General features: G+C 31.4%; 9 protein-coding genes. 3 read left to right on the top strand and 6 right to left on the bottom strand.

The window, feature by feature from the left end; all coding sequences use genetic code 11:
• Positions 1 to 41: 41 nt before the first annotated feature.
• The 6 genes from Q0958_RS03225 to trxA all read right to left on the bottom strand — a co-directional run bounded on the left by Q0958_RS03225 (position 42) and on the right by trxA (position 9,957).
• Complete coding sequence (locus Q0958_RS03225) at positions 42 to 743, bottom strand: hypothetical protein (RefSeq protein WP_299119521.1); 702 nt, start codon at positions 741 to 743, stop codon at positions 42 to 44.
• A complete protein-coding gene (locus tag Q0958_RS03220; RefSeq protein ID WP_299119519.1) occupies positions 743 to 4,246 on the bottom strand; it encodes a thrombospondin type 3 repeat-containing protein in 3,504 nt (1,167 codons plus the stop codon). The genes Q0958_RS03225 and Q0958_RS03220 overlap by 1 nt, the downstream gene beginning before the upstream one ends.
• 115 nt (positions 4,247 to 4,361) lie before the next feature.
• Positions 4,362 to 5,699, bottom strand: coding sequence for a deoxyguanosinetriphosphate triphosphohydrolase (locus Q0958_RS03215; protein ID WP_299119986.1), 1,338 nt, complete (start codon positions 5,697 to 5,699; stop codon positions 4,362 to 4,364).
• 84 nt (positions 5,700 to 5,783) lie between these two features.
• Positions 5,784 to 8,171, bottom strand: a complete 2,388-nt coding sequence (locus Q0958_RS03210; RefSeq protein WP_299119517.1) for a ribonucleoside-diphosphate reductase subunit alpha — start codon at positions 8,169 to 8,171, stop codon at positions 5,784 to 5,786.
• 172 nt (positions 8,172 to 8,343) lie between these two features.
• Positions 8,344 to 9,315 (bottom strand): ribonucleotide-diphosphate reductase subunit beta, encoded by a 972-nt coding sequence (locus tag Q0958_RS03205; RefSeq protein ID WP_299119514.1) that lies wholly within the window; start codon positions 9,313 to 9,315, stop codon positions 8,344 to 8,346.
• 282 nt (positions 9,316 to 9,597) lie between these two features.
• Complete coding sequence (trxA, locus tag Q0958_RS03200; protein ID WP_150898007.1) at positions 9,598 to 9,957, bottom strand: thioredoxin; 360 nt, start codon at positions 9,955 to 9,957, stop codon at positions 9,598 to 9,600.
• A gap of 169 nt (positions 9,958 to 10,126) precedes the next feature.
• Here trxA and Q0958_RS03195 point away from each other — a divergent pair, with 169 nt between their 5' ends.
• From Q0958_RS03195 to Q0958_RS03185, 3 genes are read left to right on the top strand one after another with little or no spacing between them, the layout of a single operon-like run.
• Complete coding sequence (locus tag Q0958_RS03195; protein ID WP_299119511.1) at positions 10,127 to 12,283, top strand: prolyl oligopeptidase family serine peptidase; 2,157 nt, start codon at positions 10,127 to 10,129, stop codon at positions 12,281 to 12,283.
• Between the two features lie 52 nt (positions 12,284 to 12,335).
• Positions 12,336 to 12,797 (top strand): hypothetical protein, encoded by a 462-nt coding sequence (locus tag Q0958_RS03190; RefSeq protein WP_299119509.1) that lies wholly within the window; start codon positions 12,336 to 12,338, stop codon positions 12,795 to 12,797.
• A gap of 19 nt (positions 12,798 to 12,816) precedes the next feature.
• Positions 12,817 to 14,907 carry a M13 family metallopeptidase gene (locus Q0958_RS03185; protein ID WP_299119507.1) on the top strand — a complete coding sequence of 697 codons (2,091 nt, stop codon included), beginning with the start codon at positions 12,817 to 12,819 and terminating at the stop codon, positions 14,905 to 14,907.
• The last annotated feature ends 86 nt before the right edge of the window (positions 14,908 to 14,993 follow it).

Raw genomic sequence — 14,993 nt, 5'->3', positions numbered from 1 at the left:
TTAAAAATCACCTCTTTCTATTTATATCCTTAAATACGGTTTTAGTTTACTTTAAAACTCCATATTTGTCCAATTGATTTTGCTCCTGAATCATCAATTGTATTTACTTTCCAGTAATATGTTTTTCCACTTACAACATTAACATCAAATGTGTTCGTTGTTAAAAGAGAACCCTCTTTTGTTTGTGGATTTGCATCTTCTCCAAAATATACATCGTATTTTAATGTATCTCCTGTATTAGAATCTGCTCCTTTCCATTTTAAACTAACACTAGTACCTGAAACTGAACTATCCATTTCAGGGCTTGTTAATTCAGCACTAAATGGTGCTGCATTTACAACTCCAGTTCCTTTAGTATAAAAAGCAAATACAGATGAAGCTTCTCCAGATTTACCTTTATTATCTGAAGCTGTAACACGCCAGTAAAAAGCAACTCCTTTATCTAATGTTATAGAAGCTTCTGAAACACTCGCTGTTTCTGTTTTAACAATATCGGTCATCTCTCTATTTTTAGAGATTTCTACCTTGTAACTTATTGGATCATTATTTGCATCAGTTGCATCAGTCCAATTAAAGGTGATTGTATTATCGATACATAACAGATTTTCTGTTGGAAATTCTAAACTTACCTTACTTGGTGCATCATTAACAACTTCTCCTCCTCCGCTTGAACTGCTTCCACCTCCACAAGCAACGAATAATGGAATTGAAAATAATGCTATATTTTTTATTGCTTTTATCATTATTTTAAGATTTTAAAAGTATTAGTTTTATCTGTACCTATTTTTAAGATATAAATCCCTGACTTGAAACTATCGAATGGAATTGATAATTCATTTCCTTGCTTTTCGATTTTCTTGTCTAATACTACTTTTCCAGTAACATCATAAACTAATACATCTAAACTTGGTGCACTATCTGAAGGTACCATTAAATTAATAGCATCGGTTACAGGGTTATTTCTTAAGAAAATATTATCTATTGATGTTTTAAATACTCCTTCACAAGATTTTGATGTTTTAACCTCTAATATTCCACTTCCTTCAACATTAACATCAAATGTAGGTACATTGAATGTTTCTATTAAATTACCATTTAAATATACGTTATAAGGTGCTGTTCCAGAGTTAACGTTTACAGTATAATTTTTTGACTGATTGTTTTTCGCTACTTTTAATGAAACTGGACTAGCTTCAACAATATTAATTTCGAAACATTGTGTATAACTCTTATCATTAACTTTCACACAAACTTCATAAGATCCTGGTTCTAAATCAGAGAATGTTAAACTAGTAGTTGTTAATTGTTTTGATTCATTTTTACCTGTACCATTTAATGTTACTGTATAACTAACAAATGTTTCTTTCACATTTACTGTTATTTTCCCATCATTTTGATCAACACAAGTTTCAGAAGTTGTTTGAATAGAAATGTTGTCTACCGCTGAATAGCTAGTATCACAAACATCTCCTACTCCATTTCCGTTTGTATCTTTTTGATCTGCATTTTTAACTTTAATACAGTTATCTTTATCATCCATGACACCATCTCCATCTGTATCTTGACAAGCATCTCCTACTCCATTTCCATCTGAATCTTTTTGATCTGCATTAGCAGTTGTAGGACAGTTATCATCAACATCTAAAACACCATCTCCATCTGTATCTTGACAAGCATCTCCTACTCCATTTCCATCTGTATCTTTTTGATCTGCATTAGCAGTAGTAGGACAGTTATCAACACCATTTAAAACTCCATCTCCATCGTCATCTCCATTTGGATCTGATATGAATTTACCAGAGAAAATTCCTCTACCATAAGTTGCAGCAAAAACAGTATTATCATCACGTAAATCTAAATCTAAAACTGGTACATAACTCATACCATTATAAGATTGAGTCCAATTAGGAGAAACTACATTAAAGTTCTTTGTTTTCCATACTCCTAAATCAGTTCCTATAATTACTTCATTTCTATTTAATGGGTTTTGTAAAATAGATTTTACAGGAATATCTGGTAAATCACCTTCTTTATTTGACCAATTTGTTCCTCCATCTGATGTATACCATACATTTTTAACTCCATAGTTATGCATTGTAACTAGAATTTGATCTTCATTTTCACCAAATTCAATATCTGATACAGACCCAACAAAGTTGCTTCCTGTTATATCTTTCCATGAACTAGAATCTGTATTTGCATCTTCTACTTTTAATAATTTACCATTTTTTAAACCTACATATAACTTACTTGATGTTGTTGTAAATGGAGATACTTTTAATGAAGACGGTTCAGAATTCATTAAAAAATTAGTTAAATTATTTTTTTCAATTGACCCCTTCGTCAATATGTTAGAATATCTTCTTACTATATTACCAAAACTTGAAGTATAATTAGAATATAAAATATTAAGGTTAGAATCTAATTCCTCTTGATTAATAAAATCTCCATTTCTAGTATCTTCATCATTAATAGAAATTGTTTCATTATTTGCTAGGTTTTTAAGTTCTATTGCTTGGTTATATACATAGTTTACTATATAATATTTATCTGAACCATCAGTATCAAAAAAACTAGCTGCACCATCACCTCCAAATACTTGATTAGAACTATTAATTCCTGCTGTTGCATTAGAAATTAAGTGAGAACCGTTATCTTGAGCTCCTGCTAAAAAATATTCAGCACCACCAAATGCTGTTGTTGGAGCAACCCCTACAGTATAAAATTGTAATGTATTATAGTTATTATTTCTAGCATCAATATCTTTCCCTGAGTTATTTGAGAAATATACTCCTCCATCATTACTAAAAACTATTCTAGAAGAAGAAGCAAAAGCTATACCGTGCTGATCTGCGTGAACAAAAGGTGCCACAATACTACTTAAACCTGGATTATTAGACCATTTAGATATTTGATTCCAACTTGCTCCACCATTAGTAGACTTAAACAAATCTATACCTCCAACATATACTACATTTTCATCATTTGGATCAACTTTTATTAATAAGTCATAAAAAGCTTGTCCTCTAGTAAAATCATTTGCCGGAATCCCGTTATCAGCATCATCTGGTAAAGGTAAATCTGTAACTTCACCAAAATCGTTTGTTGTTTTAAATATTTTTACTGGTGCATCAGAATTACCAGTTTGTCCTAATACATATACTACACCTGCATTTGTAGGTGATGTTGCTACTTCTGTTCTCCTACCATTTGGTACTGTATATTTTAAAGTAAATGTTGTTCCGTCTGTTGATTTAAAAACAGCCCCTCCTCCATCACCAAAAGTGAAGCTTCGGTTAGTACTTAAATAAATTGAATTATCAGAAGAAATTTCTATATTATTTGGTTCGTATTCATTTCCATTTGATGTTTTAGGAACATTAACTTTCGCAAAATTTACCCCATCAGTTGATTTATATAAACCATAATCATCACCTCCTAAAGAAACACCTCCTGAATATCCAGCTTCACCTGCAGCCACATAAATTTCAGAAGTACCTGCATTATTTCTTATAGCTACATCATTTATATGTAATATTCCTGGAATAGTTTTTACACCAGATATCGCACTAGTGATAAGCCCTCCTGTAGCTCCTCCAAAAACTTTATTCCAAGAATTACCTCCATCGGTTGTCTTCCATAAACCGTCTCCATTCGCATCACTTGTATAAGACTCCCCTGTTCCTACATAAAATATTTTTGAATTATTTGGATCTGCTACAATACAAGAAACTGCTAAATTTTCAGGAATACCTATTCTAACCCATCTACTTGTAGGATTAGATATATTTGTGTTTTTCCATAAACCTCCACTAACTCCTCCTGCAAAAACAGTTTCATTAGTAGCATCATTTGGATCAAATAATAAAGCTCTTGTCCTTCCTCCAACGTTATCCGGACCTCTTTCAACCCAAGCATTACCCGCCTCACCTGGAACTTTTTGACTTAGTCTAAGTTTTTTTAACTCTTCTTGAAGTTTGTAAATATTTTCTTTGTGAATTGTTCCTGTAATAGGACTCATCTCACTTAAATATTTTTGTTCAAAATAAGCATTTGGTGGTAAACCTTGTGCTTTTCTTTGTTTTTTTGGTAACTCACCTGTTTTTTGGTAAGGATGATTTTTTAAAAATTCTGCATGCTGTTTTCTTAGTTTTTCAATCTTGGATTCCTTCTTATCCAAAGTCTTAAAAACAACACCAGCCATAGCTACAAGTAGTAAGCTAAAAAAGAGTATTTTTTTATTCATAATAAAGTTATTAGTAACATGTAAAACAGGTATAGTTAATTTTTCCCTACCTTTTTATTAAAAAAAAGCTAATATATTGAATATTTTAACATAAAAACTGAATTTTAACAGTCTCTTAAATTACATTTCCTTTTATTTTTTGATATAACCTTATTGCAAAACCATCAGATAAACCGGAAACATAACTAGCTATTTGCATAATTCTATCGTATAAATTCTCTTTTTCTTGCTGGTATTGTTTAGGTAGTAAATTCAATACCAACTTATCATAATTTGATTGATTTCCTTTAAATTTATTATTAAGAGCTGTAACAAATACATCTAATAAATCTGCAATAATCTTATAGCCTGCTACTTCTTTTTCTATAACTTCTTTACTACGATAAATTTTTTCTACACTAATTTTAATGATATCATTTATTTGTGCTTCAAACTTGCATTTATCTAACAACGATTTATCAAATGTTCCGTTTAATATTTCCTCTTCATTTTCTAAGAAAATATCAATTGCTTCATTAATTAAGACACCAATAGCTAAGGCTCTTAAATAACTTACTCTATCTTTTTTATACTGAAGTGAATGGTATTTTTTTATATCGATAGTATTTTTCACTAACTTAATCATATACTCTAAAGCATAATCTTCATCTATTAACCCTAGATTTATTCCATCTTCAAAATCGATAATTGTATAGCAAATATCATCTGCAGCTTCTACTAAATACGCTAATGGATGACGGTAATATGATATTCCATCACTTTCTTTTTTTTGCAATCCTAAATCGTTAGCTATATCTAAAAAAGCCTCTTTTTCCGATTGAAAAAAACCATACTTTTTGTCAACTATATGTTTAGTTGGTTTTTTAGGTAGACTTTCTTTTGGATACTTCATAAAAGCTCCTAAAGTAGCATAGGATAGTCGTAAACCTCCTTCGGTTCCCTGATTATTCTCTGTTAGAATTTTAAAACCATTCGCATTACCTTCAAAATCTATAATATCTTGATATTCTTTTTCTGTAAGCTGTTCTTTATATTGAAGTCCTTTTCCTGTCTTAAAGTATTCCCCAATTGCTTTTTCTCCTGAATGGCCAAAAGGCGGATTTCCTATATCATGCATTACAGAAGCTGCTGCTACAATTGCTCCAAAATCATTAAAAGTATATCCTAATTCTTTTAGATTTGGGTGTCTTTCTAACAATATCTTACCTACTCTACGACCAAGGGTTCTTCCTACAACAGACACTTCTAAACTATGGGTTAATCTAGTATGTACAAAATCGGTTTTTGAAAGTGGTATTACTTGAGTTTTATCTTGAAGGCTACGAAATGCTGATGAAAATATAATTCTATCAAAATCTACTTCAAATCCTAGACGTGTTTCGTCTTGTTTTATTCGTTCTCTTTTTTGAGTGTCTCCATAACGTTTTAAAGAGAGTAATTGTTCCCAGTTCATCATTTTGAATAAAATTTTTTCGAAAATACTAAAAAAGAGAAGCCTTTCGACTTCTCTTAATCACTTTTAATTTAATTCTACTATTTAAGAACCACACATTAAACAATCGTCTGGTCCTTCTGCATTTTTAGAAGCATCTACCATTGCCTTAAATTCTTCTGGGCTCATTGGCTTATCTTCTTCTTTCTTTTCTATATTTAATGTGAATTGCTTCGCATTAACTGCTGATTTAGTACGTAAATAATACATTCCAGTTTTTAAACCAGACTTCCAAGCATAGAAATGCATTGATGTTAATTTTCCAAAATCAGGATCTTTCATAAATAAGTTTAATGATTGAGATTGATCGATAAAATACCCTCTATGACGGGCCATATCAATAATATCTTTCATACTCATTTCCCAAACTGTCTTATATAAGTCTTTTAACTCTTGTGGTATTACTTCAATATGTTGGATAGATCCATTAGCACGCATAATATCTTCCTTCATATTGTTATCCCATAAACCTAACTCTACTAAATCTTCTAGTAAATGCTTGTTTACTACAATAAACTCTCCTGATAATACTCTACGTGTATAAATATTAGAAGTATATGGTTCAAAAGCTTCATTATTTCCTAAGATTTGAGATGTAGAAGCTGTTGGCATCGGTGCAACTAATAAAGAGTTACGTACTCCATGTTTTTTAACTTCTTTACGTAATGCTTTCCAGTTCCAACGACCACTTAATTCATCATCATTAATTCCCCACATATTGTATTGGAATTCTCCTTGAGACATTGGTGATCCTTCATAGGTAGAGTATGCTCCTTTTGCTTTTGCAACCTCCATAGATGAAGTTACCGAAGCAAAGTATAATGTTTCAAAAATTTCTTGGTTTAATTTTTTTGCTTCATCTGATGTAAACGGCATACGTAACATGATAAAAGCATCTGCTAATCCTTGAATACCTAATCCTACAGGACGGTGACGTGTATTAGAGTTTTCTGCCTCTACTACTGGATAATAGTTACGATCAATTACTGTGTCTAAGTTTCTAATTACTTTTTTAGTTACTTCAAATAATCTGTCGTGATCAAAGAATTTATTACCATTTTCATCCTCAGCAACAAACATTGGTATAGCTATCGATGCTAAGTTACATACAGCTACTTCATCTTCAGCTGTATACTCCATAATCTCTGTACATAAATTTGAAGAACGAATTGTTCCTAAATTCTTCTGATTTGATTTACGGTTAGCAGCATCTTTATATAACATGTACGGAGTACCTGTTTCTATTTGAGATTCTAATATCTTTTCCCATAAATCACGAGCTTTAATGGTTTTTCTTCCTTTTCCAGCTTCCTCGTAGCTTGTATATAAACGCTCAAACTCTTCTCCATATGTATCATACAAGTGTGGACACTCGTGTGGACACATTAATGTCCAATCTCCATCTTCTTGTACTCTTTTCATAAATAAATCAGAAATCCACATTGCATAGAATAAGTCACGTGCACGCATTTCTTCTTTACCATGATTCTTTTTTAAATCTAAGAAATCATAAATATCTGCATGCCAAGGCTCTAAATACATAGCAAAAGAACCTTTACGTTTTCCTCCTCCTTGATCTACATACCTAGCTGTATCGTTAAATACACGTAACATTGGAACGATACCATTTGATGTACCATTAGTTCCAGCTATATAACTTCCTGTAGCACGAATATTATGTATAGATAAACCAATACCTCCAGCAGATTGTGAAATTTTTGCTGTTTGTTTTAAAGTATCGTAAATACCATCGATACTATCGTCTTGCATTTGTAATAAGAAGCATGAAGACATTTGTGGTTTTGGTGTTCCAGCATTGAATAAGGTTGGCGTTGCATGCGTAAAATATTTTTTACTCATTAATTCGTATGTAGCAATAGCCTCATCAATATCTTCTTTATGAATTCCAATAGAAACACGCATTAACATTTGTTGTGGACGCTCAACAATGTTACCATTTAACTTTAACAAATACGACCTTTCTAAGGTTTTAAAACCAAAATAATCATAATTAAAATCACGACTATAAATAATAGTTGAGTCTAATTTATCAGCATTTTTCATGATGATTTCATATACATCATCTGCTAATAATGGTGCTTTATTTCCTGTACGAGGATTGATGTATTCATACAAATCAGTCATCGTATCAGAAAAAGATTTCTTTGTGTTTTTATGTAAGTTAGATACGGCTATTCTTGCAGCTAGTTTTGCATAATCTGGGTGAGCTGTTGTCATAGTAGCAGCAATTTCTGCAGCTAAATTATCTAATTCAGAAGTAGTTACCCCATCATACAAACCTTCAATAACTCGCATTGCTACTTTTACTGGATCAACAATTTTGTTTAATCCATAACACATTTTTCTAACCCTTGCTGTGATTTTGTCGAACATCACAGGCTCTTTTCTGCCGTCTCTTTTTACTACATACATATTCTTACTGGTTTTTAAATTTGTTAATAAAGTTACTATAGCACTATATAATAGTAACTCATGTTTGTTAAAATAATTTTGTTTCTTAGGGGAAACCTTATGGTGCAAAAGCACAAAATGTGCTTTTGCAAAAAAATTACCGCATGTAGGGGTTAGCAGTAGTTATATTTTACTAGAAATCAGCATCGAAACTGATATCTCCTGTACCTCCTGATGATACACCAGCTTTTTGGTACTCTGATACTCTTTTCTCAAAGAAGTTTGTCTTTCCTTCTAACGAAATCATTTCCATAAAATCGAATGGATTCGACACATTATATTCTTTTTCACAACCAAATTCTAATAATAATCTATCAGTTACGTACTCTAAATACTGAGTCATTAACTTAGCATTCATACCAATTAAACTTACAGGTAAAGATTCTGTAATAAACTCTCTTTCAATAGAAAGAGCATCTATAATTATTTCTCTAATACGTTCTTTTGGTACTTTATTAACTATATGGTGGTTATGTAAATGAACTGCAAAATCACAGTGCATTCCTTCATCTCTAGAAATTAACTCATTAGAAAACGTTAATCCAGGTAACAATCCTCTTTTCTTTAACCAGAAAATAGAACAAAATGAACCTGAGAAGAAAACACCTTCAACAGCTGCAAAAGCAATTAATCTTTCTGCAAATGAATCAGATTCTATCCATTTTAATGCCCAATCTGCTTTTTTCTTAATTGCTGGAAAAACCTCTATAGCTTTAAATAACCTATCTTTTTCTTCCTCATCTTTAACATAAGTATCTATTAATAATGAATACGTTTCTGAATGAATATTCTCCATCATTATTTGAAAACCATAAAAAAACTTTGCTTCAGAATACTGAACTTCATTTACAAAGTTTTCTGCTAAATTTTCATTTACAATACCATCAGAAGCGGCAAAAAAAGCTAAGACATGTTTTATAAAATAACGCTCATCGTCTGTCAATTTTTTATTCCAATCATTCAAATCGGAATGTAAATCGATTTCTTCGGCTGTCCAGAAACAGGCCTGCTGTTTTTTATACCATTCCCATAAATCATTATGTTGAATTGGAAAAATTACAAATCTATCTTTATTTTCTTGTAAAATTGGTTCAGTTACAGCCATTCTTTTTGAGCTAAATTTTATGTGTTATTTTGTCTTCTTGAGGGATAAAACAAAGATTCAAAAAATTGCTAAAAATTGAAAGCGATACTTATTCACAAATCCCTTGAAGTTTTTAACAAATTGGCTTTTTTTCAAAAAAAAACGTCAATTTTCAATTTTTACAAAACACTTAAAAACAACAACTTAAAAACTAAAAAACAGCTTCCGTAGTGATAATCACTGAGTTTCTTATTTTGGTTTTTTGTATAAAAAAAGTGATGCTTTTTGCATCACTTTTAATTTCTATTTTTCAACTTTTAAAACGTCTTTTATAATTTGTTCTATCTGTTTTTGAGGGAGAGCTCCATGAGCCATTTGAGGCTCTTCTCCCATAGGACAAAATAACATTGATGGAATACTACGAATTCCAAACGCTGCTGATAATTCTTGCTGCTCTTCAGTATTTATTTTATAAATATCTATTTTTCCTTCATATTCTTCACTTAGTACTTCTAAAACTGGAGCTAATGCTTTACATGGACCACACCAATCAGCATAAAAATCTATCAATGCCGGTTTATCTCCTTCAAATTTCCACTCTTTATTCTCTTCGTAGTTAAACACTTTTTTTAAAAATGTTTCTTTTGTTAAGTTTTCTGTCATTATTGTAATTTTTTACTAATTTTTATTTAGTAATATTTTTAAGCATAAAAATAGTCGTTTTTATTTCTAAAGATTACACAAAACTTATTTAATGTTAAATTCATCTTAAAAAAACAAGCTTACCAATCATTTTCTTCTAACTTTGAAAGAATTAACTAATTATTTCATCATGAAAAAAATTCTTTTCCCTGTTCTTTGTGCCAGTGTAATACTGGTATCCTGCAAAGAACAAAAACAAACCAAGAAAAATATTACTGTGAATTATCCTGAAACAACCAAAAAACCTGTTGTAGATGATTATTTCGGAACTAAAGTTACCGATAATTACCGTTGGCTAGAAGACGACCGTAGTCCAGAAACTGAAAACTGGGTAAAAGCTGAAAACGAGGTTACTTTCGATTATTTAAGTAAAATACCATACCGTAAACAAATAAAAGATCGTTTATCTGAATTATGGAACTACGAAAAAGTGGGTACTCCTTTTAAAGAAGGAAACTATACTTATTTTTATAAAAATAATGGTTTACAAAATCAATACGTATTATATAGAAAAGATGATAGTGGTAAAGAAGAAGTTTTTTTAGATCCTAATACTTTTTCTAATGACGGAACTACTTCTTTAGGTTCTGTTAGCTTTTCTAAAAGTGGAGATATTGTTGCTTACTCAATTTCTGAAGGAGGTAGCGATTGGAGGAAAATTATTGTGATGGATGCCAAAAACAAGGAAATTATTGGCGATACTTTAATTGATGTAAAGTTCTCTGGCATAGCTTGGAAAGGTAATGAAGGATTCTACTATTCTAGTTACGATAAACCTAAAGGAAGTGAGCTTTCAGCAAAAACAGATCAACATAAACTATATTATCATAAGTTAGGAACTAAACAAAATGAAGATGCTGTTATTTTTGGAGCTACTCCTGAAGAAAAAAACAGATATGTTGGTGGTTATTTAACTGAAGATGATAAATACTTAATTATCTCTGCTTCTACTTCTACCTCTGGAAATAAATTATTTTTAAAAGACTTAAGTCAAGAAAACAGTAAACTAGTTACCGTTGTAGATAATTACAAGAGTGATACTTATGTAATTGATAACCGTAGTGATAAATTATATTTAGTTACCAACTTAAATGCACCTAATAAAAAGGTAGTAACAGTAGATGCTAAAAATCCTACTCCAGAAAACTGGAAAGATTTTATCGCTGAAACTGAAAATGTTTTATCTCCTTCTACTGGTGCTGGGTATTTCTTTGCTGAATATATGGTTGATGCTGTTTCTAAAGTATTACAATATGATTTTGATGGAAAACTAATTCGTGAAGTTAAATTACCTGGTGTAGGTTCTTCTGGTGGTTTTGGTGGAAAAACTGACGCTAAAGAATTATATTTCTCTTTTACAAATTACAATACTCCAAGCTCTTCTTATAAGTTTAATCCACAAGATGGTACTTATAAATTATATTGGAAACCAGCTATTTCTTTCAATTCTGATGATTATGAGAGTAAACAAGTTTTCTATACTTCTAAAGACGGAACAAAAGTACCTATGATTATTACCTATAAAAAAGGATTGGAATTAAATGGTAAAAACCCAACTATATTATATGGTTATGGTGGATTTAATATTTCTTTAACTCCTTCTTTTAGTATTGCTAACGCAGTATGGATGGAACAAGGAGGTGTATACGCAGTACCTAACTTACGTGGTGGTGGTGAATATGGTAAAAAATGGCACAAAGCTGGAACTCAATTACAAAAACAAAATGTTTTTGACGATTTTATTGCTGCTGCTGAATACCTAATTAAAGAAAAATATACTGCTTCTGATTTCTTAGCAATTCGTGGAGGGTCTAATGGAGGTTTATTAGTAGGTGCTACTATGACACAACGTCCTGACTTAATGAAAGTTGCTTTACCAGCTGTAGGTGTATTAGACATGTTACGTTATCACACATTTACTGCAGGTGCTGGTTGGGCATATGACTACGGAAGTGCTGAACAAAATGAAGAAATGTTTAAGTATTTAAAAGGATATTCTCCAGTACACAATGTTAAAAAAGAAGCATATCCTGCTACTATGGTAACTACTGGTGACCACGACGACCGTGTTGTACCTGCGCATAGTTTCAAATTTGCTGCCGAATTACAAGAAAAGCAACAAGGAGATAACCCTGTATTAATTCGTATTGAAACTAATGCTGGTCATGGTGCTGGAACTCCAGTTGCAAAAACTATAGAACAGTACGCTGATATATTTGGTTTTACATTATTTAACATGGGGTTTGATCAATTACCAAATCCTCCAAAATCAAAAATTAAGAGCTAAACTGTAACATTTTTTACATTTAGTATTCTTATATGAGTAAACTAACTTAACTATGATATTTATTTCTCTAAAGAAAAAAGAACCTTTTATCTCTGATAAAAATGTTTTAAAAGCCTTTAACAAGATAGAAAATACTCTATCTGTTTTAGAAACTCTTCCTTTATCAGATTCTAGTATTTCTCAAATAAATAAAGATTTAGAAGAAATAAACAAATTTGAAGGGGAATTGAAAAAATACAGAAATAAACTCATAGTTAAAAATCATAATATTCTCGAGCTTGTAAGAAAAAACCATGGCTATGTTCATGAAAAGTACTATCAAAATCAATGGATGGTTTTAGGAATGAGTCTTTTTGGTGTTTCTTTCGGAACCATATTCGGAATGTTATTAGGTAATATTGCTCTACTAGGTATAGGTTTACCTTTTGGTATGTTACTAGGTATTGCAATCGGAAAAGAAAAAGACAAAAAAGCGAAACAAGAAGGAAAACAATTAAAAATCACTTGTAATTAAATCAATCAAATTATATACAATGAAAACCATTCACAAAATGCTGTTTACTACTGCTGTCGCTTCTTTAGCAATTGCATCCTGTAAAACAGATAAAAAAGCAGATAAGCAACCTGAAGAAAAAGTACAGGGAATTATCTTAGAAAATATGGATACCTCTGTAAAGCCTACAGATGATTTCTTTAGATATGTAAACGGGGCTTGGTTGGATAAAACTGAAATCCCTGCCGACAGAACTTCTTGGGGAGGTTTTGGAGAACTTCGTAAAAAAACAGATGCTGATGTATTAGCTATCTTAAACAAAGCCATCGAAGAAGGAAACTTTCCTAAAATAAAAGATTCTGAAGGAAACGAAATTGATTCTGACCAAGAAAAAGCTGTAAACTACTACGAAACTATTATGGATACCGTTGCCAGAAACAAATCTGGTAAAGAACCTTTAAAACCTTTCCTTAAAAAAATTGAGGAAATTAAAGATTTAAATGGTGTTCAAGATTTTATTACTAACATGGCTCCTTATGGAGGTGGTGGTTTCTATGGATTTGGAGTTTTCAACGACCTTAAAAACAGTAGTATGAATGCTGGTTATATGGGTGCTGGTGGACTTGGTTTATCTAGAGACTATTATGTAGATGATAAAGTAAAAGATAAGCTTGAAAAATATCAAGAATTTGTAGCTAAAATGTTACAAGAATTTGGTGATGATGAAGCTACTGCAAAGAAAAACGCTGAAACCATTGTTAGTTTTGAAAAGAGTTTAGCAGAACCAATGATGACTAAAGAAGAGCGTAGAGATACACGTAAAATGTATAACCCAATGACTATTGAAGAGTTAACTACTTTAGCTCCAACAATTGATTGGGCTGCTCACTTAAAAGGAATTGGTGTAGACAACATTGATAAAGTAATTGTTACCGACCCTGGATATTTTAAAGCAATGAGTGAAATTCTTAAAACTCGTCCAGTAGAAGATATTAAATTATTATTACGTTGGAATGCAATTAATAATTCATTAGGATTATTATCTACTGACTTAGAAAAAGCTAACTGGGAGTTTTACAGCAAAGAAATGCGTGGAGCTAAAAAGCAACGCCCAAGAGACGAGCGAGCTTTAGGTAACCTAAACGGTGCAATTGGAGAAGCTTTAGGTAAATTATATGTTGATGCTAAATTCCCACCAGAAGCTAAGAAAAAAGCTAAGGAAATGATTGACAATGTAATGTTAGGTTTTGAAAAACGTATTGCTCAATTACCTTGGATGAGTGAGGAAACTAAGAAAAAAGCCTTAGAAAAATTACATAAATTAACTGTTAAGATTGCTTACCCAGATAAATGGAAAGATTATTCTGCTTTACAAGTTAAAGGATTAAAAAACGGGGGTACTTATTTTGATAATGCTATTAATGTTTCTAAATGGAACTTTGATAAAAACATGGCTAAATTAGGTAAAGAAGTAGATAGAACTGAATGGGGAATGTCTCCACAAACAGTAAATGCTTACTTTAACCCTGTAAACAACGAAATTGTATTCCCAGCGGCAATTTTACAACCACCTTTCTACAACTATAAAGCTGATGAAGCTGTAAACTATGGTGGAATTGGAGCTGTTATTGGTCACGAAATTTCACACAGTTTTGATGATTCTGGTGCTCGTTTTGACGGTGACGGAAACCTTAAAAATTGGTGGACTGAAGAAGATTCTAAAAAGTTTAAAGACGTTGGAAGTAAATTAGTAAAACAATATAGTGACATTATTGCTATTGATAGTATGCACTTAAATGGTGAGTATACTTTAGGTGAAAACATTGGTGATTTAGGTGGTGTTCAAGCTGCTTACGAAGGATTAAAAGTATTCTTAGAAAAGAGTGGTCGTCCTGATGATATTGATGGTTTCTCTCCTGAGCAACGTTTCTTCCTTTCTTGGGGTACTATTTGGAGAACTAAAATGCGTGATGAGGCTTTAAAGAACTTAATCATGACAAATACACACGCTCCAGGTCAATATAGAGCTTATATGCCTCTTAAAAACGTTGATGCTTTCTATGAAGCATTTGATGTAAAAGAAGGTGATAAAATGTATTTAAAACCAGAAGAAAGAGTTAGAATCTGGTAAAAAGATTTTTTCTTTTGATAGAATACAAAAACCGATGCTTTTGCGTCGGTTTTTTTTATATTAAAAAGTATAGTTCATTATTTTTG

The organism is uncultured Tenacibaculum sp., from assembly GCF_947499065.1.
In the GTDB taxonomy this organism is placed as follows: Bacteria; Bacteroidota; Bacteroidia; order Flavobacteriales; family Flavobacteriaceae; genus Polaribacter.
The sequence above is the reverse complement of the archived record's forward strand: the minus strand, read 5'-3'. Positions and strand labels throughout refer to the sequence as shown.

Excerpts from the sequence above, each read along its gene's own strand:
- Q0958_RS03210 (WP_299119517.1), bottom strand. The coding sequence starts at position 8,171 with ATGTATGTAGTAAAAAGAGACGGCAGAAAAGAGCCTGTGATGTTCGAC.
- Q0958_RS03205 (WP_299119514.1), bottom strand. The coding sequence starts at position 9,315 with ATGGCTGTAACTGAACCAATTTTACAAGAAAATAAAGATAGATTTGTA.
- Q0958_RS03225 (WP_299119521.1), bottom strand. The coding sequence starts at position 743 with ATGATAAAAGCAATAAAAAATATAGCATTATTTTCAATTCCATTATTC.
- Q0958_RS03185 (WP_299119507.1), top strand. The coding sequence starts at position 12,817 with ATGAAAACCATTCACAAAATGCTGTTTACTACTGCTGTCGCTTCTTTA.
- Q0958_RS03220 (WP_299119519.1), bottom strand. The coding sequence starts at position 4,246 with ATGAATAAAAAAATACTCTTTTTTAGCTTACTACTTGTAGCTATGGCT.
- trxA (WP_150898007.1), bottom strand. The coding sequence starts at position 9,957 with ATGACAGAAAACTTAACAAAAGAAACATTTTTAAAAAAAGTGTTTAAC.
- Q0958_RS03195 (WP_299119511.1), top strand. The coding sequence starts at position 10,127 with ATGAAAAAAATTCTTTTCCCTGTTCTTTGTGCCAGTGTAATACTGGTA.
- Q0958_RS03190 (WP_299119509.1), top strand. The coding sequence starts at position 12,336 with ATGATATTTATTTCTCTAAAGAAAAAAGAACCTTTTATCTCTGATAAA.
- Q0958_RS03215 (WP_299119986.1), bottom strand. The coding sequence starts at position 5,699 with ATGAACTGGGAACAATTACTCTCTTTAAAACGTTATGGAGACACTCAA.